The sequence below is a fragment of the Citrobacter sp. Cpo037 genome (assembly GCF_030332945.1).
GTDB classification, from domain to species: domain Bacteria; phylum Pseudomonadota; class Gammaproteobacteria; order Enterobacterales; family Enterobacteriaceae; genus Citrobacter; species Citrobacter portucalensis.
This window is the reverse complement of record NZ_JAOWGW010000080.1, coordinates 18,154-42,605: the sequence shown is the minus strand read 5'-3', so window position 1 is coordinate 42,605 and position 24,452 is coordinate 18,154. Positions and strand designations below refer to the sequence as shown.

The window sequence follows — 24,452 nt, the reverse complement described above, 5'->3', positions numbered from 1 at the left end:
AATCGGCCCAGATCCGCGAAATTTTAATCAGCGAGTCAGCTTGGGAAGAAATGACCTGCTTATTCGCACCTTCCCTAATAAAGCAGGGAGAAGCAGTGCCAATACTTTTCTTTTCATTATGTATTCCCTTTGCATGATAATTAAAATGAATATGTAGTACTATCCGAGTGACTACATTTGGATACTATCTATGAAGTTCATTTAATTTAAAATATAACATGTAACAAATGTATTTAAAATATTTCCAAATGTTTCTTAAGTGCCTTTTTATAACTTTGAATGTATGTGCATTACATTGTTATTTGCAAAATAAATCATTTTTAATCAATGCATTATGTATGTTGCATTATTTATTTTTGGAGTGCATTTTATTTGCCATGAGAATTTGTTTTTGTTATTCATATAATATATTTGTCGATATTGGGATTTTGGGTTTTATAAATTCATGAGGGTTTTGTTTTCGGTGTGATAATAAAAAATAATTATGTGATGGGGCAGGCAGTGGTTTGCAATGATAATTGTTGCTAAGGTGATTTTCTTTCTACAAAGGGAGATAGCATGGAACTGCACGACTGGCAGTCGCAATTTGAAGCCTGGTTAGCTGATAACCATTCCGGACAAGATGCTGCACATGACATCTTTCACTTTCGACGTGTGTGGATGACGGCGCAAAAGCTGGGTACAGATGCCCCCGTGGACTGGCTGGTGGTGCTGACCGCATGCTACTTCCACGATCTCGTCAGCCTGCTGAAGAACCATCCTGAGCGTCATCGTTCGTCGGTACTGGCAGCTCTGGAAACACGTCGCGTTTTGATGCGCGATTTTCCGGATTTTCCACGACAGCGGTTATCGGCAGTGTGTCATGCCATTGAGGCGCACAGTTTTAGCGCCAAAATCGCGCCAGAAACCCTTGAAGCCAAAATCGTGCAGGATGCTGACCGGCTTGAGGCGCTGGGTGCAATTGGTTTAGCGCGCGTATTTGCCGTTTCAGGGGCGTTGGGGGGTTCGCTGTTTGATGCGGAAGATCCGTTTGCCCGCAAGCGTAGTCTTGACGATAAACAGTATGCGCTCGATCACTTCCAGACCAAATTATTGACGTTGCCGTTGACGATGCAAACCGAACGAGGGCGGCATTTGGCACAACATAATGCGGATTTTTTACTGACGTATATGGCGAAGCTGAGTGCGGAGTTAAAAGGAGAATACGAAATGCTGGATCTTGACGCGATTCAACCCTTTAAAGCGCGCTAGTCGCCAGTACGGCTGAAACGTCAACCGTGCTAATTTATGTTAATCTGTCGGTTATCCATTTCTGCCGGTTAAATGTATGCAGGATAATTTTTCAGTAGCAGGCTCCATGAACCCGATGACAGATGAAAACGAGACCGACGTGCAGGTGATGTTGGCCAAGTTGCTTGAAATATATGACGTGAAAACGCTGGTTGCTCATCTGAATGGCGTTGGCGAGAACCGCTGGAGCCCGGCCATCTTTAAGCGAGTGGTTGCTAATGAAACATGGCATCGCCTCAGCGACCGCGAGCTCATTCATCTGAATACTTTGTTGCCGAAACCACCTGCGCATCATCCGCACTATGCCTTTCGCTTTATCGATCTTTTTGCTGGCATTGGCGGTATTCGTCGCGGCTTTGAAGCGATTGGCGGGCAGTGCGTGTTTACCAGTGAGTGGAACAAGCATGCTGTGCGCACCTATAAAGCGAACAACTACTGCGATCCGCTCCAACACCGCTTTAATGAAGATATTCGTGATATCACACTCAGCCATCATGACGGGGTGAGTGACCAGCAGGCGGCAGAACATATTCGCCAGCATGTTCCTGAACACGACGTGCTGTTGGCCGGATTCCCTTGCCAGCCATTTTCTCTGGCTGGTGTATCAAAGAAAAACGCGTTAGGGCGGGCCCATGGTTTCGCCTGTGATACGCAAGGCACGCTATTTTTTGACGTGGTGCGCATTATCGATGCGCGTCGGCCAGCCATATTTGTGCTCGAAAACGTCAAAAACCTGAAGAGTCACGATCAGGGCAAAACGTTTCGCATCATTATGCAAACGCTGGACGAGCTGGGTTATGACGTGGCGGATGCGGCGGATAACGGTCCGGACGATCCGAAAATTATCGATGGGCAACATTTTTTGCCTCAGCATCGCGAACGTATCGTGCTTGTCGGCTTCCGACGCGATCTAAATCTGAAATCAGACTTCACGCTGCGGGATATCGTCACGCGTTATCCGCCGCGGCGTACCACGCTGGCGGAACTGCTTGAGCCGACCGTCGATGCGAAATATGTGCTGACGCCGGTGCTGTGGAAATACCTCTATCGCTATGCGAAAAAGCATCAGGCGCGGGGCAATGGATTTGGCTATGGCATGGTGTATCCCGGTAACCCTGATAGCGTAACGCGCACATTATCTGCGCGTTATTATAAGGATGGGGCGGAGATCCTGATTGACCGTGGCTGGGATATGGCGCTGGGTGAAAAAGATTTTGACGATCCGCAGAATCAGCGCCACCGCCCACGCAGACTTACGCCCAGAGAGTGCGCGCGTCTGATGGGGTTTGAATCTCCGCAGGGCTATCAGTTCAGGATCCCCGTGTCGGATACCCAGGCTTATCGCCAGTTTGGTAATTCGGTGGTCGTTCCGGCATTTGCGGCGGTGGCCAGGCTGCTGGAGCCGAAAATCAGGCAGGCAGTTGCTATTCGCGAGAAAGAGAATCAGCGTGGCGGACGTTCACGATAAAGCAACACGCAGTAAAAATATGCGGGCGATAGCTACCCGCGATACCGCAATTGAAAAACGCCTTGCCAGCGTGCTGACAGAGCAGGGGGTAACTTTTCGCGTGCAGGATGGGACGTTACCCGGTCGCCCCGATTTTGTGGTGGATGATTATCATTGTGTGATTTTTACTCACGGCTGTTTCTGGCACCACCACGATTGCTATTTGTTTAAAGTCCCCGCGACACGAACGGAATTCTGGCTGGAAAAAATAGGCAAAAATGTCCAGCGCGATGCGCGGGATTGTGAAAAGTTGCAGGTTCTGGGCTGGCGCGTACTGATTGTCTGGGAGTGTGCCCTGCGTGGTCGCGAAAAGCTGGACGATGAAGCGTTATCTGAACGTGTCATCGAGTGGATCTGCGGCGGTGGTGACACCGCGCAGATCGACACTCTCGGTATTCATTTACTGTAACGTTTTTTCCGACGGGGTAGCAACGGCATCCGCTTTAACAGGGAACAGGTATTTCCCCAACGTCACCAGCACCACAGCAAACACGATCACGCCGAGTGCCAGCCATTCGATAGGAGCCAGTCTTTCTCCCCCCAGACCGGTACCTAACAGCACGGCAACAACCGGATTGACGTAGGCATAGCTGGTGGCTAGCGCCGGGCTGACATTGCGGATCAGGAACATATACGCATTAATGGCAATAATGGAACCAAACAGGGCCAGGTAAGCCACCGCCATAAAGCCTGAAAATGTTGGCATGGTGGTCAGTTTTTCCCCGGAGAGTAGCGATGCACACATCAGCACTATACCGGCGGCTAACATTTCAATGGCTCCGGCCATCATGCCAACGGGTAGGGTAATGCGTGAACCGTACACTGAGCCAAACGCCCAGCTTATCGAACCGATCAGGATTAAAATAGCGCCCCACGGATTGCCACTTAAATTGCCTCCGCTGTTTAGCATGATGATCCCTGCTAGCCCAATTGCTATCCCCAACCATTCCAGCTTGCGCGTTTTGATGCCAAAAAAGTGGCTAAAACACAGCGTAAATAGCGGGACGGTGGCGACCACCACGGCGGCAATACCAGAAGGGACATTTTGATGTTCTGCGACGGTGACCAGCCCATTACCCACAGCCAGCAGCAGGATACCAATTAGCGCGGCGTTCAGGATTAGGCGTAAGGGGGGCAGCTTATGCCCACGAATAAGTAAGAAACTTGTTAATAAAATTCCCGCGGAGAGAAAACGTACGGCTGCCATCATTAACGGCGGCCAGCTTTCAACGCCAATGCGAATAACGAAGTACGTGGAACCCCAAATGATGTACAGCGCGAATAGCGCACTGAAAAGCGGTAACAATTGCCTGAAACGCATAATCCCTCACGGTGGAAATAAAAAGGTGCAACATAGTAAACGTCAAAACTATCTTACTGGCGAGATTTATAATTACGTGTTGATGTTAAAAACTTGTTGACCAGAAAGGTCAGTTTCAGCATGGCGTGTTTTACTTCATACTTATGACTGCAAAAAAATAATATTGAGGGTGAAAATTTTGGCAGGAAGTAGCTTACTGACCTTACTCGATGATATCGCCACGCTGCTGGATGATATTTCAGTGATGGGAAAACTGGCCGCGAAAAAAACCGCGGGCGTGCTGGGGGATGATCTGTCGCTTAATGCGCAGCAGGTGTCGGGCGTGCGGGCTAACCGCGAACTCCCGGTAGTCTGGAGCGTGGCGAAAGGATCGTTTGTTAACAAAGTTATTCTGGTGCCGTTGGCGCTATTGATAAGCGCATTTATCCCCTGGGCGATCACCCCCTTATTAATGGTAGGCGGGGCATTTCTCTGTTTTGAAGGGGTGGAAAAGGTTCTGCATACCCTGGAGGCGCGTAAGCACAAAGAAAGCCCGGAAGAGCGTCAGCAGCGTCTGACTGCTCTGGCCGCACAGGATCCACTCACCTTTGAGAAGGATAAAATCAAAGGGGCAATACGTACCGACTTCATTTTGTCTGCCGAGATTGTCGCAATTACGCTGGGTATTGTAGCGGACGCACCCTTGCTGAATCAGGTGTTGGTGCTATCAGGTATCGCGTTAGTGGTGACCGTGGGCGTGTATGGCCTGGTTGGGATTATCGTTAAGCTTGATGACATCGGGTACTGGTTGGCAGAAAAGCGTAGCCTGCTTGCCCAGTCGCTGGGCAAAGGGTTGCTGGTGGTTGCCCCCTGGCTTATGAAAACACTTTCTGTGGTCGGCACACTGGCGATGTTTTTAGTGGGAGGCGGCATTGTGGTACACGGAATATCGCCGCTGCATCATGCGATTGAACGTTTTGCTCAGCAGCAAAGTACATTGATTTCGCTAATGCTTCCGACCCTGCTTAACCTGGTGCTCGGCTTTATCATCGGTGGGATTGTCGTTCTGCTGGTAAAAGCTGTCGCCAGAGTGCGCGGAGTTTCGCACTAATTGTTACAGGACTGATTACGCAAAACGCCTCTTTGTCATCTAAGGTGTAAAGGTTTCTCTTGATACAGGAGGCGGGTATGGTCTTTTCTGTCAGTGAGGAAGTCACCTCCAAAGAGGGTGGCCCACGTATGATCGTTACCGGGTATGCCAGCGGAATGGTGGAGTGTCGCTGGTACGACGGCTTTGGCGTTAAACGGGAAGCATTCCGTGAAGATGAACTGGTGGTGCCTGGCGAGCGAAGACAGCTCTCCCAGGATGCCTGAACATTAGGCTCGACCGTAACCTGGTGATCTCTCACCCATTAGTTATATTTATCATTCCGGTGAGAATTATTTACTTGTCAGGCAAAAAAATTGCAGATAAGGTTTGGTTCACATCAGATTTTCTGGTGTAACGAATTTACAAGTGCTTCTTGCATAAGCAAGCTTGATCCCGACCCGATAAGGGCCGGGATTTTTTTCGCCCTCAGTCAGCGATTGATCTCCGACACGCTAAAGTCATGGATATCAAGCTCGAACGCATCGGCCAGTTCATGCCATGTATGGTAATCACGCCCGTCAACGCTGACGCGCTCCGGGTCATCCTGGCTACGATGAATTTCACTCTCGCAGATTTCGTTGATTGCCTTTAGCAGCGCGTCGACATCGACGCTGACTTCACGTTTGGCCGTATCGCTGTACTCTTTCGCGGTTTTCATCCTCATACCTCTCAACCGTTAAGGATACCGGGGGAGCGTACCCAAACATCAGATACGCACAACTTAAGTATAGACCGTCGATAAAACCCGCAATCGCGCGTGCACAGCGCTGCCAGAAAAAGGAATTTGTTCTACACTGGCACAAAGCCACAGGAGGAAAACTATGAAGGTGAATGATCGGGTTACAGTCAAAACGGACGGCGGTCCTCGTCGACCGGGCGTGGTACTGGCAATCGAAGAATTTAGTGAAGGCACCATGTTCCTGGTTTCGTTGGAAGACTACCCGCTCGGTATCTGGTTCTTTAATGAATCAGGTCATCAGGATGGTATCTTTGTGGAAAAAGTGGAGTGACATGAGTTCCGCTGTTTGATTCTGACTGGTGGAGTCGCCACCAGTCAGAACGTCTTAGCGCATATTCACAAAGATACCATTGGTGACGTTATCCGTAAGCCTTACAACGTGATAGATAACTTGCTTATTATGCGTTTTAATCTTTCGTTTTATATTCCCCTTATGGGATGACACCGTCTTGGCTTTGATATTCATTTGATCTGATATCTGTATTGTTCCCTGACCCTCCATCCACATACGCAGCATGCTGGATTCGGTTCGACTTAATGATAATGTCGGCAGATTCACATCAATAGCAATATCTACTTCCTTTTTCAGAATATCGCCAAGTAGTTTATCCAGTGAGTCAGGTTTAATCGATTTAGAACTAATCAATAAATTTTTTCTGACGAGTAGATATTCATCAAAATGCACGTTGGCAATTGCCATAAACACAATAAATAATGTGCTGGGATGCTGATTAATGATTTGCTTTATTTGCTGGCTATTAGCAGGATCGTGGATAAAGCAGTCCTCATTAATAAACACCACAGCGGGTTGTTGAGAGACACAGGCGAGACTGAGTTCATCAACGTTGGAAATGTTGTTGATTTCCCTTTTTTTCACTCCCCGACTTACCAGATATCCGGTTAACCCTAGTCGGGTGTAACTGCATAAATCCATAATAATCGTTGACATGGCATACCCTCACTCAATGCGTAACGATAATTCCCCTTACCTGATTATTTCATCACAACTAAACGGAATAATGACGACCCAAGATGACGCTTTCGCTGTTTTTCAGGCGAATTTACTATCCCGTAAAGTTGCGTATAATTTGCCAGGAAACATCTTAAAGTAAAGTGAATGTTGCGTTATGTGAGTGAGACAAAAACAAATAAGCCGCGACAGAGATATCCTGGTGGATGTTGTCACTTTTTAAATTTAGGACAATCCTTAGTAAAACAGGATAAAAAATAAGGGTTATTATTTTCCAGGCATTTCGCTGATGATATCGGCCAGTAAATTAAAAATTTCACTGAATAATCGTTCGCAGAATGGCGCAATTAATGGCATTAATGCCGCCATTAGTGAAATACCTACGGTCAGAGTGAGAGGAAAGCCGATGACGAAAACCGACAGCTGTGGCGCCATGCGATTTAACAAACCAAGTGCGAGGTTCAGCGTGAGCAGCAGCGTCATTACCGGCAGGGCCAGCATTAGCCCATTGAGGAAAATCAGGCTGCCCGCCCGTGCCAGCGCGAGAAACGCATTGCTGTTCACCGGATTGCCGCCGATAGGCAGAGTATGAAAAGTATCTACCAGCAGCGATATCAGCCATAAATGGCCGTTAAAGGTCAGGAACAGCAGCATGGCGAGCATGTCGATCAGTCGAGCCAGTACCGGCATATTCAGACGGCTACCGGGATCGAAGAACGTCGCGAAGGAAAGGCCCATTTGCAGGCCAATTAATTCCCCGGCGGTACGTACTGCGGCAAACGCAAACTGCATGGTGAAGCCTAAAGCGATACCGATCAGGATTTGTTGCATTGCCTGCCAAAGCGCGCCAACAGAAAAGATGGGGACGTCAACGGCGGGAATCGATGGGGCGATAACGACGGTAATCATCAATCCCAGCCCCAGCTTTACCCGTTTAGGGATGGCTCGTTCACTGAGGATGGGGGCCGTTGAGATGAGCGCCAGTATGCGCAGCAAAGGCCAAAAGTATAAATTCAGCCAGTGGAGCCACTCAACGCTGGACACCTGCAACATAACGTTGTCTACCCTATGATATAGGGGATATTGCTGAACAGCGTACGCACGTAGTCGAGCAGCAGGTTAAGCATCCACGGGCCAGCAACAATGATGGCAATAAACACCGCGACAATTTTGGGGATGAAGGACAGCGTCATTTCGTTAATCTGGGTCGCCGCCTGCAGAATACTGATGATAAGACCTGTGACCAGAGCGACCAACAGCAAAGGCGCAGCAAGGGCCAGGGCGACTTTCATCGCCTCTGTGCCCATCATCATGACCGATTCAGGAGTCATTTCGCGCCTTTAACTGTAAAAGCTTTGTGCCAGCGAGCCGACAAGCAGCTGCCAACCGTCTACCAACACAAACAGCATCAGCTTGAACGGCAACGCGATTGTGGCGGGCGGTACCATCATCATCCCGAGCGCCATCAGCACGCTGGCAATCACCAGGTCGATAATCAGAAACGGAATAAAAATGGTAAAGCCTATCTGGAATGCTGTTTTCAACTCACTGGTGACATAAGCAGGCAGCAAAATTCGCATCGGCACGGCTTCTGGTCCCTGTAACGGACCGCTGTTTGCTAAGCGCGCGAAGAGTGCCAGATCGGCTTCACGGGTCTGGCGCAACATAAACTCACGCAGCGGCTGGGCGCCTTTCTCCATTGCTTCCTGCATGGAGATCTTCTCTTCGCTGAACGGTTGGTATGCGTCAACGTAGATTTTATCGATCACCGGCGACATGATGAAAAAGGTCAAAAAGAGCGCCAGGCCCAGGAGCACCTGGTTAGGCGGTGCAGAGGGGGTACCCAGCGCATTTCGCAGTAGACCGAAAACGATGATGATGCGGGTGAAGCTGGTCATCATCAGTAAAATTGCAGGCAGGAACGTCAGCGAGGTGATGAACACCAGCGTCTGCACGGGCAACGTCCAGTTTTGTCCGCCGCCCGGCAACGGCTGACTGACCAGACCCGGGAGTTGGGCGAGGGCAACGGGGCTGAAAAGCCACAAGCCTGCAAGCGTAAGGGATAACAAACGGCGCATCAGGATCTCCCAGGACGCTTCAGCAAACTCTTCATCATGGCCTGGAAATCCGCAGGGGAGGCCGTTTTTTCTTCTGCATCGGCAGGTGCCGGGGGCAGGGTGTGCAGGACGTTAATCTGCGAGGCTGTGACGCCAAGTACCAGACGGGCATCTTCGACCTCGACAATCACCAAGCGCTCACGTGGACCCAGTGAGGTGCTGGCCGTAACTTTCAACCCGCGCGTACCGGCACTTTTGGGGGCAAACCCTAGACGTTTAATGACCCAGGCCGCCGCCAGGATCAAGACGATGATCCCGAGCAGCGCGCCGCTTACCTGCACCAGCGGTGAGCCGGGAACGGCGGCGGGTTGAGAAACAGTAGCCTGGGTATTCATGATTAACGGCTCAGACGGCGCATACGTTCAGACGGGGTGATAATGTCAGTGATACGCACACCGTATTTATCTGCAACTACGACGACTTCGCCCTGCGCAATCAGATAACCGTTGATCAGAATATCCAGCGGTTCGCCTGCCAGACCATCCAGTGCGACAACCGAACCCTGCGTCAGACGCAGCAGCTCTTTGATGGTCATGCGGGTACGGCCCAGTTCGACGGTCAGCTTGACCGGAATGTCCATGATCAGGTCGATGTCCTGCAAAGCACCGCTGACGTCGCCGCCACCTAACTGCTGGAATACCGCATCGGCCGCACTTTTGGTGGGCGTGGTTTTTTGCTCGTTTAACGCGTCAGCCCACAGATCGTCCAATGCGCCAGTGTTCTCATCGGACGGATTATTCATATCACTCATTTGGGCTGTTCCTCATTCAGCGAATTCAAAATCGGGTTTATCAGATGTTCTACGCGTAACGCATACTGACCGTTTACGGTGCCATACTGGCTGGTCAGCACAGGCACGCCGTCCACATGAGCAATAATGCGGTCGGGTTTTTCAATTGGCAGTACATCGCCGGGTTTCAGTTTTAAAATCTGGGATAGCCGCAGCGGAATGTAGGCAAAGTTTGCCACCAGCTCCAGCTCAGAATGCTGAACCTGACGCACCAGATTATTGCGCCAGTTCTGATCTTCATTACGTGAGTTTTCCAGCGGCGGATTCACCAACAGCTCACGCAACGGTTCAATCATGCTGAATGGCAGACAGATGTTAAATTCACCGGTCAGGTTGCCAATTTCAACGTGGAACGGGGTATTCACCACGATGTCGTTCGGAGAGGTAGTGATATTGGTAAATTTCACCTGCATCTCAGAACGGACGTATTCCACTTCCAGCGGGTTGATGGCCTTCCACGCGTCGCTGTAGCTTTCCAGCGCCAACTTCAACATGCGGTTGATAACGCGCTGTTCCGTGTGCGTAAATTCGCGACCTTCGACTTTCGTCGGGAAACGACCGTCACCGCCAAACAGGTTGTCTACGGCGATAAATACCAGACTCGGTGAGAACACCACCAGACCCGTACCGCGCAGCGGCTTCAGGTGGATTAAGTTCAGGTTGGTCGGAACCGGTAAGTTGCGCGCAAATTCATGGTATGGCTGGATACGGATCGCACCCACGGTAATATCCGGGCTACGGCGCAACAGGTTAAATAACCCCATACGGAACTGGCGCGCAAAGCGTTCGTTAATGATCTCCAGCGCCTGTAAACGCTCACGTACCACGCGACGCTGAGTGTTGGGATCATAAGGACGAATATCGCTTTCTTTTGCGATACCTGAAATGGGTTCGTCTTTGGTTTCGCTATCGCCGTTGAGCAATGCGTCGATTTCAGCCTGAGAAAGAATACTGTCGCCCATGTCTTTACCGCAGAATAAAAGCTGTATAAAGAACGTCGGTGACAACCTGTTTCGGCTGCCCAACAACGAGCGGAGTCGCCAGCGTCTCTTTGATGGCGGTAATCAGCTGTTGCTTACCTTCCTCGGTGGCGAGTGTGGCTGCATTCTGACGAGAGAACAGCAGTAGCAAGCGGCTGCGCACTTCCGGCAGATATTCGTTAAGACGTGAACGTGTCGCCTCATCTTTCATGCGCAGCGTGATACCGATATACAGCACACGATCTGCATCACCCAGATTGACGGTAAAGGTATCCAACGCAAAGAATACCGGGGCTGGCGGTGGAGGCGGTTCCGCTTTGACGCTGGCGGACGGCTGCTGCTGCATGCGCCAGTAGCTATAACCCGCAGTTGCGCAGGCGGCGAGGGTAATTAATACCAGCAGAGGGATCCAAATAGCGCGTTTACTTTTTTTGTTAATCGCGGAGTCAGTCATCAGATACGGGCTTCCTGTTTCGGTACAGCTTATGGGCTGATTATCCCGTGTCCTGTCCACGACAAAGCGTGGAAAAGACGCGGATAATCATGCTACCTCTGGCGTTAGGCGAAGATGTCTACTGCGCCATCGCCGCGGGCAGCGGCTTGCAGCGAGGCTGGGGTTGCCAGTATTGCGTCATCTTCAGCGGCAAAAATGTCTTGTCCTTGAGCGCGACCAGCCTGCTGTTGCTGCCCGGAAGACTGCTGATGGCCAGCGAAGCTGTCACTGCTGATGTTGCTTTGCCCCAGTTGAATGCCGCTTTCAGCCAACTGCGTACGCAGCATCGGTAATGCGGCTTCCAGTGCGGCGCGCACGTGACTGTGCGGTGAAACCATTTGTAACTGTGCGAGGTTGTCGTCCAGTTTGAGGGAAATATGTACCTGACCCAGGTCCTGCGGATGCAGACGCAGCTCTGCGCTTTGCTGGCCCTGGCGCGTGAACAATGTGACGTGCTGGCTCAGCGATTGCTGCCATTCATGGCTACCTAACGGAGCGCTTAACACCGGCGCGGCCGTCGGTAACGGTTGTGCGTGTGTTTGTGGACCACTTAGCGGGGCCGCAGTCATGCCAATGCTCGTCGGTGACGGGGTGCTGTCGATTTCAGCTCTGGCGTTCGCCGCCGCCGTCAGCGGGGTTAGTGCTGGATTGTTTGCCTGATTAGCACCACCGCCAGCAATTGTGATATCCGCTTTGCCTTTTTTGGCATCACCCGGCAGCAATTCGTCTGCGTTATCAGTCGTCGCGCCGTGTGCAGCGCCACGTGACAACGCCGAAAGCGTGGCATCAACAGGGGCTGGTGCGCTGTCGACGGCAGGCGTAGCCAGCGGTTGTCCTGGCAGCATGGCGAACAACGCGCTCAGGTTGGCGAGATCGTCATCACTCAGCGTAGTGTTTTTTTCGTCCTGCTGAGCGACTTTGCCCAGCGTCGTCAGAGCATTAGCTTTCAGTGAAGGCGTGAGGGCGGACAACAGTTGCTGAGCGTCCGTCATGTCGGTAAGAGAAGCCTCGGTTTGCAGCTCTTGTTGCGCCAGCAGATCGGTTAATTTGACCGACTGTGTGGCATCGCCATTTTTTTGCAGTAACCCTTTTTGCAGCTTACTGCTGGCCGCCTGTAAGTCGGCAAGCGACAGCGGAGCGTCTTTACCCTGCGCGTCGCCCGCACCTAATGCGCCAGCCAGCAGCGCTAAAAAATCCTCGGGTGAATCTACCGCTTTGCCTGACTGAAGACCTGCGGCTACGTCGGTGTCGGTGGTAATCAGTTGGGGTAAAGTAATCATTCGGGTTTCCTCATAGCTGCGCGCTGAGCAAATTCATCCATTTTTTTCTGATCCAGACGGTTTTCGGCCAGTAACGCCGCCGAGGTTTGTCTGTCCTGCAACGTCTGCCACGCCTGTAATCGTTGTTTTTTGTCGCGCCAACTGTTCAAAGCCATGTCCACTTTTTGCGTCCACTGATTGAGCTGTTGGCGGTGTTGCTCAATCGCTTTTTCCAGCGTCTGAATAAATTGCTGGTAGTTAATCCAGCGATTGCTGGTAATACCCTGGCCCATATCGGTATTCAGATTGTTGCGATACTCATGCTGATAATCGATCAGCATTTTTAACTGTTCTTCCGCCTGCTGACAGCCACGACGCATCTCTCCTAATAAGACAGCGGCGTCATCTACCTCTTTTTCAGCCAGGTCTTTCAGTGTTGCTAACGCACCATGTTGTGCCATGACCTATGCTCTCCTGCTTAATCACACACCAGGGAAAATCAGTTCTAAAGCTTGTAGAGAATCTTCCCAGTCAGCCCGTTCAAAAATGCCTTGCTGTAAGAACGCTTCCAGCTGTGGCCATAAGGCGATGGCTTTATCCAGCATTGGATCGCTGCCTTTGGCATACGCCCCCACGCTGACCAGATCGCGGTTACGCTGGAAGCTGGACAGCAGCTGTTTAAAGTTACGTACCCGTGCATAGTGTTTTTCACTAATGAGCGCGGTCATGGCGCGGCTGATCGAGGCTTCAATATCGATGGCCGGATAGTGACCCGCTTCGGCTAAATGACGAGACAGCACGATGTGCCCGTCCAGTATCGCGCGCGCGGAATCGGCAATCGGGTCCTGCTGGTCGTCACCCTCGGTCAGTACTGTATAAAACGCGGTAACTGAACCGCCGCCGTGGATACCGTTCCCGGCCCGTTCAACCAGCGCCGGTAATTTGGCGAATACTGACGGCGGATAACCTTTGGTTGCCGGCGGCTCGCCGATTGCCAGGGCTATCTCACGTTGCGCCATCGCATAGCGGGTGAGGGAATCCATAATCAGCAATACGTGCTGTCCACGATCGCGGAAATCTTCGGCGATGCGCGTGGCGTAGGCCGCGCCTTGCATACGTAACAGCGGCGAGACATCCGCCGGAGCGGCAATCACTACCGAGCGTGCACGACCGTCAGCGCCGAGAATATTTTCAATAAAATCTTTAACTTCGCGGCCACGCTCGCCAATCAGGCCCACGACGATGACGTCGGCCTGGGTATAGCGCGCCATCATGCCGAGCAGGACGCTTTTACCGACGCCGGAGCCTGCGAAAAGTCCCATACGCTGGCCGCGACCTACGGTTAACAACGCGTTGATGGGGCGTACGCCGGTATCCAGGACGTGTTCTATTGCGGTACGTTGCAGCGGGTTAAACGGCGGCGTAATCAGCGCGCCGGTTTCGGTGGTATCCGGGGCGGGCAGTCCGTCGAGCGGTTTGCCGCTACCGTCCAGCACTCGACCCAGCAGAGCAGGGCCAAGCGGTAATTGCTTCCCGCTTTGCAGACCTTCTCCGGCAATGTTCTTCGCGTATACGCGTGCGCCGGGCAGAACGCCTTCGACCTCTTCGAGCGGCATCAGAAACAGACGTTGACCGTTAAAACCCACGACTTCACTTTCGACTTCCTGGGTTTCGTTGCCGTCCTGGCGTTCAATGACGCAGGTGGCACCCAACGGCAGCTGTAACCCCGTGGCTTCCAGCACCAGCCCGGTGGCGCGGGTCAGGCGACCGTAACGACGCACCGCAGGCAGCAGCGACATTTTCTCTTCGAAGTTGTCCAGCGTATTGAGCCAGCGAGTCAGGCGAGTGGTCATTACACGACTCCCGGCGCTGCCAGACGGCAGAGTTCTTGCCAGCGAGTGGCGACGCTGGCATCCAGATCGCCTTCGTCTGCTGAGACTTTACAACCGCCGTGATGCAGCGTGGGATCGCCGCGCAGCCGCCAGCCGTGCAGGCTGAGAGTGGCACCGAGCATCTCCTCAACACGCTGGAGATCGTCCGGATGGACGCGCAGCTGCGGTTTACCGCTAAACAGCGGTTCCTGTTGCAATAACTGTTGAATCTGCTTAATCAGCGCAGCGTTATCCACGATAGGCGTCTGACCAATCACCTGACGCGCAGCTTCCAGCGCCATTTGCATCAGGCGCGAGGCAATGACGCTGTCCAGTGCGTCCAGCGTATTCTGAAACTCGCTCACCAACTGCTGCATGCGGGCATGGATCGGCGCATGCTGCGCGCGCGCCTGGTTCTGGCCTTGCTCCAGCCCCTGGCTCAGACCTTCCTGATAGCCTTGTTCATGACCCTTTTGTCGACCTTCCGCCAGCCCCGCGTTATACCCTTGCTCATGGGCCTGCATTTGCAGCTGTGCGAGCTGTTGTTCAAGCTGTTGCTCTGCTGAAAGCTCGGGTTCTTCCGTCTCTTCGGACAGCGGCGTTTCGCTGTGGTCAGCCAGCACGAACTCTGCCATTGGTGGGGCGAGATCGTCCGGAGTCCAGACTTTCCACGGCAGTTCGTTAGACATAGGTATCCTCGCCGCTGCCGATCACCATCTCGCCGGTTTCCGCCAGACGACGCACAATAAGCAGAATCGCTTTCTGTTCGTTTTCCACCTGCGACAAGCGCACCGGACCGCGGTTGGCAAGGTCGTCGCGCAGAATATCGGCAGCACGTTGCGACATGTTGCGCAGGAACTTCTCGCGTAGTGGCTGTTCGGCACCTTTCAGCGCAATCAGCAGCGATTCGGAATCCACTTCCTGCAGCAGACGCTGGATACTGCGATCGTCGACTTCCACCAGGTTTTCGAACAGGAACATCTCGTCGATAATTTTCTGCGCCAGTTCGCCGTCGAATTCGCGTACGGCGGTAATAACCGCTTCTTCCTGCTGGGTTTTCATCAGGTTGATAATTTCTGCCGCCGTTCTCACGCCGCCCATTTTGCTGCGCTTGAGGTTCTGTCCATCGAGCAGACCGTTCAGTACCTCGGTCAGTTCTGCCAGCGCGGCAGGCTGCACGCCGCCGAAGGTGGCGATACGCAGCATCACGTCGTGACGTAAACGCTCGTCGAACAGCGCCAGAATATCGGCGGCCTGGCCCCGTTTGAGGTGTACCAGAATGGTGGCGATAATCTGCGGATGCTCGTCGCGGATAAGGTCGGCGGCGCTTTGCGGCTCCATAAAGTTGAGCGTTTCAATGCCGCTGGTGGTATCGCGGGTTTCCAGAATATCTTCCAGCAGGCTGGAGGCGCGTTCCTCGCCCAGCGCTTTCACCAGCACGGAGCGCAGATATTCGTTGGCGTTGATATTCAGCGCGGCAAACTGTTCTGCTTCTTGCTCAAACTCGGCCAGCACTTCCGTCAACTGTTTGTTGGAGATCTGGCGTACGTTCGCCATCGCTGTACTCAGCGCCTGAACCTCGCGCGTGGAAAGGTGTTTAAACACCTCTGCCGCGCGATCTTCGCCAATGGTCATCAGCAGGATGACGCTTTTATCGGTACCGGTAAGGGCATTACTCATGATCGTTACTCATCCACTGGCGAATGACCAGCGCCACGACGCGCGGATCGTTATCTGACATTTCACGAATACGCTGGCTCATCACTTCTGCACCCAGACGCTGATTCGTACGACGCTGCTGGGTCTGTTCGTCTTTGCTGAGGCGAACTTCTACCGCTTCTTCGGTTTCCTGACGGATACGCGTTTGTTCTTGTACCGCTTTTGCTTCTTCGCTGCGGCGAACTAACTGCGGGCGAACAGCTTTGCGCCACAGGATCCAGGCAACTAGCAGAACCAGCAACCAACGGCCTGCGGTCATCAACTGATCAATAAAGAACGGCTGTTTCCAGAACGGCAGCTCGCCAATGGAATCGTCGGTCGCCGTGAACGGAGAGTTCACCACGTTCAGGGTATCGCCACGTTTGTCGGAGAAGCCCATCGCTTCGCGGGTCAGGTCCTCAATCTGTTTCATCTGATCGGCGGTTAACGGCAGCGGTTTGCCGTCCGGCAACGTTTTATAGTTGACCACCACTGCAACCGAGAGACGCTGCACATCGCCGACGTTCATTTTGGTGTGGCGAATGGTACGGTCGACTTCATAGTTGCTGGTTTCATTGCGCTGCGTACTGCGTGGACCGGCATTATTGTTGTTATTTGCCGTCTGCGTGGTTTGCGCATTTTGCTGATTAGCCGGAGGGTTGGCGATTGGCGCGGTATTCGCCGGTGCTGGCTGATTGGACAACGCGCCCGGTACGCCGCCTGGCGCTCCGCTTCCGATCTGCTCGCTGACGTTTAACTGGCGTGAACGTAGGACGGCCTGGGAATCATCACCGTTTGGACGGTACTGTTCTTCGGTTTGCTCTTTATTAGCAAAATCCAGCTGCGCGGTGACCTGCGCATGTACGTTACCGTTGCCGACAATCGGCGACAGGATCGATTCGATACGACGTTGAACGCGGCCTTCGACATCGCTGGCGTATTTCAACTGCGCATCGTTAAGATCGCGGCTGCTGGTGTTCGACTGAGTTAACAGATGACCTGCCTGGTCGACCAGCGTAACGTTGCCCGGCGGTAACCCTGCGACAGCGCTGGAAACCAGATGTGTAACTGCACTGATCTGACCTTCATCCAGTGCGCGACCCGGTTCAAGATTCACGGTCACGGAGGCCGAAGGCGCTTTTTGCTCACGCACAAACAGCGACGGTTTCGGCATTGCCAGATGCACGCGGGCGCGTTTTACCGGTCCAAGCGTTTCAATGGTACGGGCTAATTCACCTTCCAGCGCACGCTGGTAGTTGACCTGCTCGCTAAACTGGCTGATACCAAACTTTTCCTGATCCAGCAGTTCAAAACCAACGGCGCCGCCTTTCGGCAGGCCTTGCTGCGCCAGACGTAAACGTAGTTCGTGGACTTTATCGGCAGGAACTTCTATAGCACCGCTTCCCTCAGTAAAACGATAGGGAACGTTCATCTGCGTCAGTTGGGTGACAATCGCGCCACCATCCTGATCGGAAAGATTGCTGAACAGCGTGCGATAGTCAGGCGCTTTCGCCCACAGGACCATCGCCACGATGATAGCGACGGCAGCGGCTCCCGCCACAATCAAAGGAATTCTGGGATTCGCGCGCAGGCGGTTTAACCACTCGAGAGGTTTAAGCTGGGTTGCAGTCGATGCTGTCGCACTCATCTCGCACCTCGTGGCTTATCGTGGACGGCGTTTTTTGCAAAGTGGAACAAGACTCACTCCCGGGTCAGCAAACTCGAAAAATTGACGGTCTCATTATTTGCGGTTTCGAATTTTTCTATGGGTTAAAAACCGTGGTTTTTTATCGTTATTTAACGCCTTTATCTTATTGACTAACTGGTAATCTCAGCTACGTAAAAAATCATCCAGGGGATCAGAATGTCGGCAATACAGGGGATTGAAGGGGTCATCAGCCAGTTACAGGCCACGGCGATGTCAGCAAAAACGCAGGATATGCAGCCACAACCGACCGTGAGTTTTGCCGGGCAACTGCATGCGGCGTTAGACAGGATCAGCGATGTGCAAACCGCGTCCCGTACGCAGGCTGAGAAATTTACCCTGGGTGAGCCGGGTATTGCGTTAAATGATGTGATGACCGATATGCAAAAAGCGTCGGTATCGATGCAGATGGGTATTCAGGTGCGTAATAAACTGGTGTCGGCCTATCAGGAAGTGATGTCGATGCAGGTGTAGGGACAACGCGCCGAGAATGTTTGCCGGATAAGCGCAGTGCCATCCGGCAACCAGTTACTTCTGAATCAAATAGCGGATCGTTGGACCATCCTGCTGAATATCCAGCACCGTATAACCGTGATTACGCGCATCCAGTGGAATATTGTTGATTGACTGCGGGCAATCGCTCACTACTTCCAGAATTTCACCTTTCTTCAATTGCGGCATCGCTTCCAGCGTGGCTACAGCCGGATATGGACACGGTTCGCCGACCATATCGAGGCGATAATCAGGCACGATATTTTTCATACAGACTCCTTGGCAGGCGTCAGCCCTGCGCGACGGAAGAAACGTTTTTCCCAGCCGATAATCAGCATCAGCGCGGCAAACAACAGCAGATAGGTCACCAGCAGACCGCCGAGCGGACCGAAGGTGTTGAGCAGATTCACTTTGTCCCAGTTGGTGGCGAGCGTGGGAGCAAAATCATCCCAGTAGTAGGCCAGGATGGTCGAGCCAATAACGTTGCCCAGACCAACCCACCAGTAATGCACCTGGCCTTCAACGGCGCGGTACATCCAGCCGGTTTCACATCCGCCCGCTAAAACGATGCCAAAGCCGAACAGCAAACCGCCGATCACCGCATTTGGACCCGCCCACATGATTTTAGGCTCGACGCCCAGTTGCACGTAGCTAAAGATACCGATGGCGCTGACCGCCATCCCGAAGATGATCGCTTTTGCCATATGGGTGCGACCGGAAATCCACAGGTCGCGGAAGGCGGAGGTGAAGCAGATTTGCGCCCGTTCAATCAGCAGACCAAACCCGACGCCGAACAGCATCGCCAGACCGAGCCTGGGTTTATCCATCGCGGTGAGTAGCGCCCAGCCGATCATGCCGATAAACACCAGCATGCCCAGGCGGAAACGGCGACGGGCCTGATCCGGCTTTTGCGTTAACGGCGAAGCGGCGGAGACTTTCTGCATTTTGACCGGAATACGAAATATTGGCAGCAGGGTAAAGCGTGCACCAAACCAGGAGCCAATGGCCGTGGCCAGCGCAAAAAACCAGGCGTGTAGTGAGAACTGCGGAATGCCGGTGAAGAATGCGGCCAGGTTACAGCCCATTGCCAGCCGTGCGCCGAATCCGGCGATTGCCCCGCCGACTATCGCCTGCATAATGCGCACCCGACTGCGCGGCATGCGTAACTTGACGTTGTTGGCCCACAGTGCGGCAGCAAAACAGCCGCCGAACATACCGAGGATCATCATGCCGTCGATGCGGGTCAGGGGCGAGCCTTCGAGATGGATCAGCTTGTAGTATCCCCACTCTTCGGCGTGCACACCAAACAGTTGCAGGATTTGACCACCCCAGCGGGTGAATTCACCGGTAACGGCCCAGAAGGTTCCCGTAATGCCGAAATAGTAAGTGGAGAGAATACCCGCTGCGATGACCGCAGGGGCGGGGGACCAAAATTTAATCAACCAGGCCTGTTTGAAGTGTTGCCATGACATGCGTTGTGCCTCTGAACTCAGAAGGTATGTAACAAGAAGTGTGGATACTACACCGTTCAGAATTTTTGACTATGAGTAATAAGAGGTAACACCGTCTGGATCAATCTTTCTCAACGCTGCCGAAAGGCTGGCGACATCAGGCCTTTAATGCCACAATCCCATTTTCTTCGCATGCAGGATGAATGATGAAAAAATTAGCAATCGTTGGTGTATTTCTGGCGCTTACCGGATGCGCCGAAGTAGAAAATTATAACGACGTGGTGAAAACGCCAGCGCCAGCCGGTCTGGAAGGATACTGGCAGTCAAAAGGTCCGCAACGCAGTCTGGTCAGCCCGGAAGCGATTGCCAGCCTGGTGATAACGAAAGAGGGCGATACGCTGGATTGTCGCCAGTGGCAGCGGGTGATCGCGCTGCCGGGGAAACTGACGATGCTCTCTGGCGATCTCACCAACGTGACGGTTAAACGCGAGCTGTACGAGATTGAGCGAGAAGGCAATACGCTGGAATATGACGGTATGACGCTGCAACGGGTGGATCGCCCGACGCAAGAATGTGCTGACGCGTTAAAGAAAACGCCGCTGGCCACGCCACTGCCATAAGCCGTACGCCCCGGTAACCATCGGTCACCGGGGTTGAGCTTTACAACACGTCTTCAATCACCCACACGCTGACGCTCCCGCCGTTACAGAAAAACGTCGCTTCACCGTTTTCATCGGTGACCACGCTTTCTTCACGATTTCCCAGATAGTCCCGCCAGGTTTTATTGCCATAATTGGCGCCGAGATTGATGGTCTTTTCCCCGTCATCGCCGTTAGACAATACCACCACACATCCGGGATCCTCATCCGTACCGCTGCGGCTAAAAGCGATACAGTTAGGATGATCGAAAAAGAGCGTTTGTACCCCATGCGCGAAGCGCTGGCGTGCGAGGATCAGTTCATCAAGTTGTTCAATGATCAGCATGTCAATAGGATAGGTTTCGCCATCGCCACCGGTGTCTTCGTAATGCGCTCCGTAGAGGTCAGGGTAAAACACCGACGGTACGCCGTTTTCGCGTAACAGGATCAGCGCATAGGCCAGCGGCTTAAACCATGCCTCGACCGGGGCTTCCAGCGCCTGTAACGGCTGGGTGTCATGGTTCGCAACCAGCGTCACCGCATGAAAGGGATCGGCCTCCACCAGCGTATCGGTGAAAATCTGGCTCATGTCATAATCGCGCCCCTGGCGGGACGCTTCGTGAAACTTCATTTGCAAAGGGGCATCAAACAGCATGGTTTTCCCCTCGACCTGGTTAATATAGGTTTGCAGTTTATCGACCTCATGGGACCAGTATTCCGCCACGATAAACAGCGGCTTCGGGGCGACTTCCTGGACGTGCTCGATCCACTCTTTGTAAAACCATGCCGGAATATGTTTCACCGCATCTAAACGAAAGCCGTCACACTGGGTTTGCTCCATTACCCAACGCGCCCAGTATTTGAGCTCCTCAGTCACCGCGTGATTGCGAAAATCAATGTTTTCTCCCATCAGATAATCAAAATTACCCAACTCATCATCAACCTGATCGTTCCAGCCTTCGCCCGTGTAATCGTTAACGATTTTGAAAATGCCGTCTTCGGTAGGATTCTCGATATGGTCAATGCCGCTGAAGCATTTAAAGTCCCAAATGAATTGCGAGTACTGGCCAGCGCGGGCAGGGAAGGTATAGCGCGTCCAGCCCTCGCACTCGACAATCTCATCGTCTATTTGCGTACGATCCTCGGCGTTAACGCGCTGGACGCGGATCTTTTCTTTCTCATCAGCGCCCATTTTGTGGTTAACCACCACGTCGAGCAGTACGGCAATATCATTGTGTTTCAGCGCGTCAATCGCCGCCAGCAGCTGGTTTTTATCGCCGTATTTGGTGGCGACGGTTCCCTTTTGGTCGAATTCGCCTAAATCAAACAGATCGTAGGAGTCATAGCCAACGGAGTACCCGCCGGACGCACCTTTATAGGCGGGAGGCAGCCATACCATATTGATGCCGATATTGTTTAGTCCGTCCGCGCGTGCGGCGAGTTCTGGCCAGAGCTGGCCGCCATCAGGGTAATACCAGTGGAAGTACTGCAATAAGGTGGGATTTTTCATCTTCCGTGCTCCAGAAGCCGTTTGGCCGACCTCTGGAGTATGGAAGATTATTCAGACGTAACGGGAAATTATTGTGGGGCAGTTGGGGCATCCGGAACCAGCAACATACCGGAAAGCCGACCGTAGGCGTTATTTAGCGTCTTCTGGCGGGTTGACTGACCGATCAGCGTGCTGAGTTCATCCAGACGCTGCTGCAATAATGCTTTGAGCAACTGTTCGTTATCCAGCGTCTGTTTAATATACCCGGCAATCAAATCCTGAACGCTTCGCGTAATGCCAGATGGAGTTTGTTCTTCCATGACCACTTCAATACTTTGCAGATAGGTAACTTCCTGTTCCAGTAAAAGGTCCCATTCACCTCGCTGCGCCAGTTCCAGCAGCGAGTGACTGAGTAGCGCGATGCGCTGCCAACGGTTGATAAACTCCACGGCTGAGGTCATTAACGAGACTCCTGGGACGACGCTTTCGGTGAGATCTGTTTCCAGGCATCTGCAATGTTGCCGAGTAACTCTTCGACTTCTTCAATGGCCTGACAATCATTACGCAAGTTAGCTTGCAGTAAACGGCGGATCATATAGTCATACAGCGAGGACAGGTTGGTGGCAATTTCACCGCCATTCTCCTGATCCAGGCCTGCTTTCAGACCATTGTCGATAATGTTAATGGCTTTGCTTATAGCCTCGCCTTTGGCGACGATATCACCCTGCTGCATAAACAGGCGAGCGCGCACCAGGGCGCTGTTCGCGCCATCAAACAACATTTCAATCAGCTGATGTGGGCTGGCGCTCATTACGCCACTCTCTATGCTGACCTGTGCATAGGCTTTGGTACCGCTCGCGGTATACATACTTACCTCGTGTTATCAGGAATTACTCATCGCTGTAAATTGCTGGCCCAGATAGTTACTGGTGCTATTCAGCTTACTCATCATGCTATCAAGCTGGGTAAACTGTGCTTTGTAGCGCGCGACGGTATCGTCGATGCTGTTGCTGACGGCCAGATACTGTTTGGTCAGTTTTTTCAGCGTGGCGTTAATATTGTCCTGGGCAACGTCAATAATGCCGTCGTCGGCCAGGTAACCTTTTACTTCGGTAGCGATTTTGGTGGTAATACCGGTTTCTTTACCATCACCAACCAGCAATTGACGAGTCGCTGCGGTGTTATCTTTCAGCGCTTTTTCCAGCTTAGTGTCGTCAATTTTCAGCTTGCCTGAGGTACCGTCGGTAGTAATACCGATTTCACCCAACGTTTTGAATGTACCGTCGCTGGCACCATTGGAAAACTGGGCACGTATCCCTGTCTGAATAGTGCGTACAGCGCTGTCGCCGAGTAATGCACCATTATTCGTATCCTGGGTTTCGGCACCTGGATCAACTTCAGTGTATTTGGTCAGCGTTGAGAACGTATCCAGCAGCGAGTTATAGGCATCAACCCAACCTTTGATCGCTTCTGTTGCTTTATCATTGCTCTTAGTGACAGTGATCCGCGCGTCGGTCACTTCTTTAGTCAGATTCAGCGTCACACCCTGCGGGGCATCGGTAATGGTGTTGCTTGGGCGTTCAATATCAATACCGTTAACTTTCAACAGCGCATTTTTGGCTTCCACTAGCTGTTTCATATTTCCGCTGCCGGCGGTGCTGTCGTATGCCAGTAAGTCATTAAGCTTATTGTCACCGCTGACGGAAATGGTCATCTTATTATCGACACCGCTATCGGCCGTTAATACCAGCTGATAATCATTTTCTTTAACTTTAACGATACTGGCGGAAATACCGCTGTCGGCGTCGTTAATGGCATCACGGATCCCTTCCAACGACGTTTGGTCTTTGCTGAGTTTAATTTCCAGAGGTTCTTTGCGGCCTTTTTGCTCAATTGTGATCGTGCGACTCTCGAAAGATGTGTCCCCTAATGCGTTTTTCGTCGAGCTGATATCGCTTTTGGTACTTAATGATTGCGCCTGTGCCAGTTGTGTAACGCTAACGGTATAGATCCCGGGGGCTGCGCCGGCAGAGGTCGATACCTTAAGGTCTTCTGTACTGCTGGTTACTGTGGTGCTTTTAAACAGATCGGCACTGTTCAGCGCTGTGTTTGCTGTCTGAAATTTTTCTAACGCGCTTTTTAGCGTGCCGTAGGCGGTTAATCTTGCCGTATTCGTACTCTGCTGTTGGGTAATTGGGTTTAAGCGTTTTTTTTCAGCAGTCGTTAAGTTTGTCAGCAATGTGTCCAGTGGTAAGTTTGAGCCGACGCCCAATGAAGTAAATGAAGGCATGCCTAATTCCTTGTGATTGCAAACAGTAGTTAAGCGAGTTATCGGCAATCTGCGCGCAAAGTTTAATGATAGTTTTATAAAAATAATGCGCAGAATAATGGCATATAAAGAGGGTATTTCACGGGCTAAGAAAAAAAACGACGGAAAGTAAAAATTTTCTAAAGTTCGAAATTAAGGTGCCGATACATGGGTTACGGTGAGAAACCGTGGGCAACAGCCCAAT

The 24,452-nt window shown here is 52.2% G+C and carries 29 protein-coding genes and 1 pseudogene; 8 read left to right on the top strand and 22 right to left on the bottom strand.

All coding sequences use genetic code 11. From position 1 onward, the window contains the following. Window positions 1-558: 558 nt before the first annotated feature. From OGX94_RS21185 to OGX94_RS21175, 3 genes are all read left to right on the top strand, one after another. On the top strand, window positions 559-1,251 hold the full coding sequence (locus OGX94_RS21185) for a phosphohydrolase (protein WP_257661871.1): 693 nt from the start codon (window positions 559-561) through the stop codon (window positions 1,249-1,251). Window positions 1,252-1,327: 76 nt separating this feature from the next. Further along, window positions 1,328-2,758, top strand: coding sequence for a DNA cytosine methyltransferase (locus tag OGX94_RS21180; protein ID WP_032934488.1), 1,431 nt, complete (start codon window positions 1,328-1,330; stop codon window positions 2,756-2,758). Further along, window positions 2,739-3,206 carry a very short patch repair endonuclease gene (locus OGX94_RS21175; protein WP_003834064.1) on the top strand — a complete coding sequence of 156 codons (468 nt, stop codon included), beginning with the start codon at window positions 2,739-2,741 and terminating at the stop codon, window positions 3,204-3,206. Before OGX94_RS21180 ends, OGX94_RS21175 begins: the two co-directional genes overlap by 20 nt. Here the strand turns inward: OGX94_RS21175 and yedA are convergent. Then, window positions 3,198-4,118: a drug/metabolite exporter YedA gene (gene yedA, locus OGX94_RS21170; RefSeq protein WP_003834062.1), complete on the bottom strand. Its 921-nt coding sequence runs from the start codon at window positions 4,116-4,118 to the stop codon at window positions 3,198-3,200. The two genes, OGX94_RS21175 and yedA, sit on opposite strands and share 9 nt — an antisense overlap. Before the next feature lie 178 nt (window positions 4,119-4,296). On the opposite strand from yedA, the gene OGX94_RS21165 reads away from it, so the two are divergent. Next, window positions 4,297-5,208: a DUF808 domain-containing protein gene (locus OGX94_RS21165; RefSeq protein WP_286569908.1), complete on the top strand. Its 912-nt coding sequence runs from the start codon at window positions 4,297-4,299 to the stop codon at window positions 5,206-5,208. Window positions 5,209-5,285: 77 nt separating this feature from the next. After that, complete coding sequence (locus OGX94_RS21160) at window positions 5,286-5,471, top strand: YodC family protein (protein WP_003834060.1); 186 nt, start codon at window positions 5,286-5,288, stop codon at window positions 5,469-5,471. A 206-nt stretch (window positions 5,472-5,677) separates the two neighbouring features. Here the strand turns inward: OGX94_RS21160 and yodD are convergent, their stop codons facing one another. Beyond that, entirely contained in the window at window positions 5,678-5,905 is a 228-nt protein-coding gene (gene yodD, locus OGX94_RS21155; RefSeq protein ID WP_003030417.1) for a YodD family peroxide/acid resistance protein, read from the bottom strand. A gap of 163 nt (window positions 5,906-6,068) precedes the next feature. Between yodD and dsrB the strand changes: the two genes are divergently transcribed. Continuing rightward, the gene (gene dsrB, locus OGX94_RS21150; RefSeq protein ID WP_257661874.1) at window positions 6,069-6,257 is read left to right on the top strand and encodes a protein DsrB; all 189 of its coding nucleotides are present in this window, start codon (window positions 6,069-6,071) and stop codon (window positions 6,255-6,257) included. Window positions 6,258-6,311: 54 nt separating this feature from the next. On the opposite strand, the gene rcsA is transcribed toward dsrB, so the two are convergent. The 14 genes and pseudogenes from rcsA to fliF form a co-directional block, all read right to left on the bottom strand. Beyond that, entirely contained in the window at window positions 6,312-6,935 is a 624-nt protein-coding gene (gene rcsA, locus OGX94_RS21145) for a transcriptional regulator RcsA (RefSeq protein ID WP_003030421.1), read from the bottom strand. A gap of 233 nt (window positions 6,936-7,168) precedes the next feature. After that, window positions 7,169-8,009, bottom strand: a pseudogene (fliR, locus tag OGX94_RS21140) (flagellar biosynthetic protein FliR). 8 nt (window positions 8,010-8,017) lie between these two features. Next, window positions 8,018-8,287 (bottom strand): flagellar biosynthesis protein FliQ, encoded by a 270-nt coding sequence (fliQ, locus tag OGX94_RS21135; RefSeq protein WP_003030425.1) that lies wholly within the window; start codon window positions 8,285-8,287, stop codon window positions 8,018-8,020. Between the two features lie 9 nt (window positions 8,288-8,296). Next, the gene (fliP, locus tag OGX94_RS21130; RefSeq protein ID WP_003834056.1) at window positions 8,297-9,034 is read right to left on the bottom strand and encodes a flagellar type III secretion system pore protein FliP; all 738 of its coding nucleotides are present in this window, start codon (window positions 9,032-9,034) and stop codon (window positions 8,297-8,299) included. After that, on the bottom strand, window positions 9,034-9,411 hold the full coding sequence (fliO, locus tag OGX94_RS21125; RefSeq protein ID WP_257661989.1) for a flagellar biosynthetic protein FliO: 378 nt from the start codon (window positions 9,409-9,411) through the stop codon (window positions 9,034-9,036). The genes fliP and fliO overlap by 1 nt, the downstream gene beginning before the upstream one ends. Then, window positions 9,411-9,824, bottom strand: coding sequence for a flagellar motor switch protein FliN (gene fliN, locus OGX94_RS21120; protein WP_003030433.1), 414 nt, complete (start codon window positions 9,822-9,824; stop codon window positions 9,411-9,413). Before fliN ends, fliO begins: the two co-directional genes overlap by 1 nt. Continuing rightward, window positions 9,821-10,825, bottom strand: coding sequence for a flagellar motor switch protein FliM (fliM, locus tag OGX94_RS21115; protein WP_286569905.1), 1,005 nt, complete (start codon window positions 10,823-10,825; stop codon window positions 9,821-9,823). Before fliM ends, fliN begins: the two co-directional genes overlap by 4 nt. 4 nt (window positions 10,826-10,829) lie before the next feature. Continuing rightward, window positions 10,830-11,297 carry a flagellar basal body-associated protein FliL gene (fliL, locus tag OGX94_RS21110; RefSeq protein WP_003834054.1) on the bottom strand — a complete coding sequence of 156 codons (468 nt, stop codon included), beginning with the start codon at window positions 11,295-11,297 and terminating at the stop codon, window positions 10,830-10,832. 104 nt (window positions 11,298-11,401) lie between these two features. Then, a complete protein-coding gene (gene fliK / locus OGX94_RS21105) occupies window positions 11,402-12,616 on the bottom strand; it encodes a flagellar hook length control protein FliK (RefSeq protein ID WP_286569903.1) in 1,215 nt (404 codons plus the stop codon). After that, a complete protein-coding gene (fliJ, locus tag OGX94_RS21100) occupies window positions 12,613-13,056 on the bottom strand; it encodes a flagellar export protein FliJ (RefSeq protein ID WP_003834052.1) in 444 nt (147 codons plus the stop codon). The genes fliK and fliJ overlap by 4 nt, the downstream gene beginning before the upstream one ends. A gap of 21 nt (window positions 13,057-13,077) precedes the next feature. Beyond that, complete coding sequence (gene fliI, locus OGX94_RS21095; RefSeq protein ID WP_003030440.1) at window positions 13,078-14,448, bottom strand: flagellar protein export ATPase FliI; 1,371 nt, start codon at window positions 14,446-14,448, stop codon at window positions 13,078-13,080. Further along, window positions 14,448-15,155, bottom strand: coding sequence for a flagellar assembly protein FliH (gene fliH, locus OGX94_RS21090; protein WP_003834049.1), 708 nt, complete (start codon window positions 15,153-15,155; stop codon window positions 14,448-14,450). The genes fliI and fliH overlap by 1 nt, the downstream gene beginning before the upstream one ends. Then, the gene (gene fliG, locus OGX94_RS21085; RefSeq protein WP_003834047.1) at window positions 15,148-16,146 is read right to left on the bottom strand and encodes a flagellar motor switch protein FliG; all 999 of its coding nucleotides are present in this window, start codon (window positions 16,144-16,146) and stop codon (window positions 15,148-15,150) included. Before fliG ends, fliH begins: the two co-directional genes overlap by 8 nt. Then, window positions 16,139-17,812, bottom strand: a complete 1,674-nt coding sequence (gene fliF / locus OGX94_RS21080; RefSeq protein WP_125112511.1) for a flagellar basal-body MS-ring/collar protein FliF — start codon at window positions 17,810-17,812, stop codon at window positions 16,139-16,141. The genes fliG and fliF overlap by 8 nt, the downstream gene beginning before the upstream one ends. A gap of 216 nt (window positions 17,813-18,028) precedes the next feature. Between fliF and fliE the strand changes: the two genes are divergently transcribed. Beyond that, window positions 18,029-18,343, top strand: a complete 315-nt coding sequence (gene fliE / locus OGX94_RS21075; RefSeq protein ID WP_079935374.1) for a flagellar hook-basal body complex protein FliE — start codon at window positions 18,029-18,031, stop codon at window positions 18,341-18,343. A 54-nt stretch (window positions 18,344-18,397) separates the two neighbouring features. Here fliE and yedF read toward each other — a convergent pair whose 3' ends face one another. Continuing rightward, window positions 18,398-18,631, bottom strand: coding sequence for a sulfurtransferase-like selenium metabolism protein YedF (gene yedF / locus OGX94_RS21070; protein ID WP_000790504.1), 234 nt, complete (start codon window positions 18,629-18,631; stop codon window positions 18,398-18,400). Then, window positions 18,628-19,833, bottom strand: coding sequence for a selenium metabolism membrane protein YedE/FdhT (gene yedE / locus OGX94_RS21065; RefSeq protein ID WP_257661878.1), 1,206 nt, complete (start codon window positions 19,831-19,833; stop codon window positions 18,628-18,630). Before yedE ends, yedF begins: the two co-directional genes overlap by 4 nt. 185 nt (window positions 19,834-20,018) lie before the next feature. Here yedE and yedD point away from each other — a divergent pair, with 185 nt between their 5' ends. Beyond that, complete coding sequence (yedD, locus tag OGX94_RS21060) at window positions 20,019-20,432, top strand: lipoprotein YedD (RefSeq protein ID WP_003030454.1); 414 nt, start codon at window positions 20,019-20,021, stop codon at window positions 20,430-20,432. Window positions 20,433-20,472: 40 nt separating this feature from the next. Here the strand turns inward: yedD and amyA are convergent, their stop codons facing one another. From amyA to fliD, 4 genes are all read right to left on the bottom strand, one after another. Then, window positions 20,473-21,960: an alpha-amylase gene (gene amyA, locus OGX94_RS21055; protein WP_257661879.1), complete on the bottom strand. Its 1,488-nt coding sequence runs from the start codon at window positions 21,958-21,960 to the stop codon at window positions 20,473-20,475. 68 nt (window positions 21,961-22,028) lie between these two features. Further along, entirely contained in the window at window positions 22,029-22,400 is a 372-nt protein-coding gene (gene fliT, locus OGX94_RS21050; protein WP_005127745.1) for a flagella biosynthesis regulatory protein FliT, read from the bottom strand. Further along, window positions 22,400-22,807 carry a flagellar export chaperone FliS gene (fliS, locus tag OGX94_RS21045; protein WP_171858502.1) on the bottom strand — a complete coding sequence of 136 codons (408 nt, stop codon included), beginning with the start codon at window positions 22,805-22,807 and terminating at the stop codon, window positions 22,400-22,402. Before fliS ends, fliT begins: the two co-directional genes overlap by 1 nt. A gap of 15 nt (window positions 22,808-22,822) precedes the next feature. Continuing rightward, entirely contained in the window at window positions 22,823-24,229 is a 1,407-nt protein-coding gene (gene fliD / locus OGX94_RS21040; protein WP_257661880.1) for a flagellar filament capping protein FliD, read from the bottom strand. Window positions 24,230-24,452 lie beyond the last annotated feature (223 nt).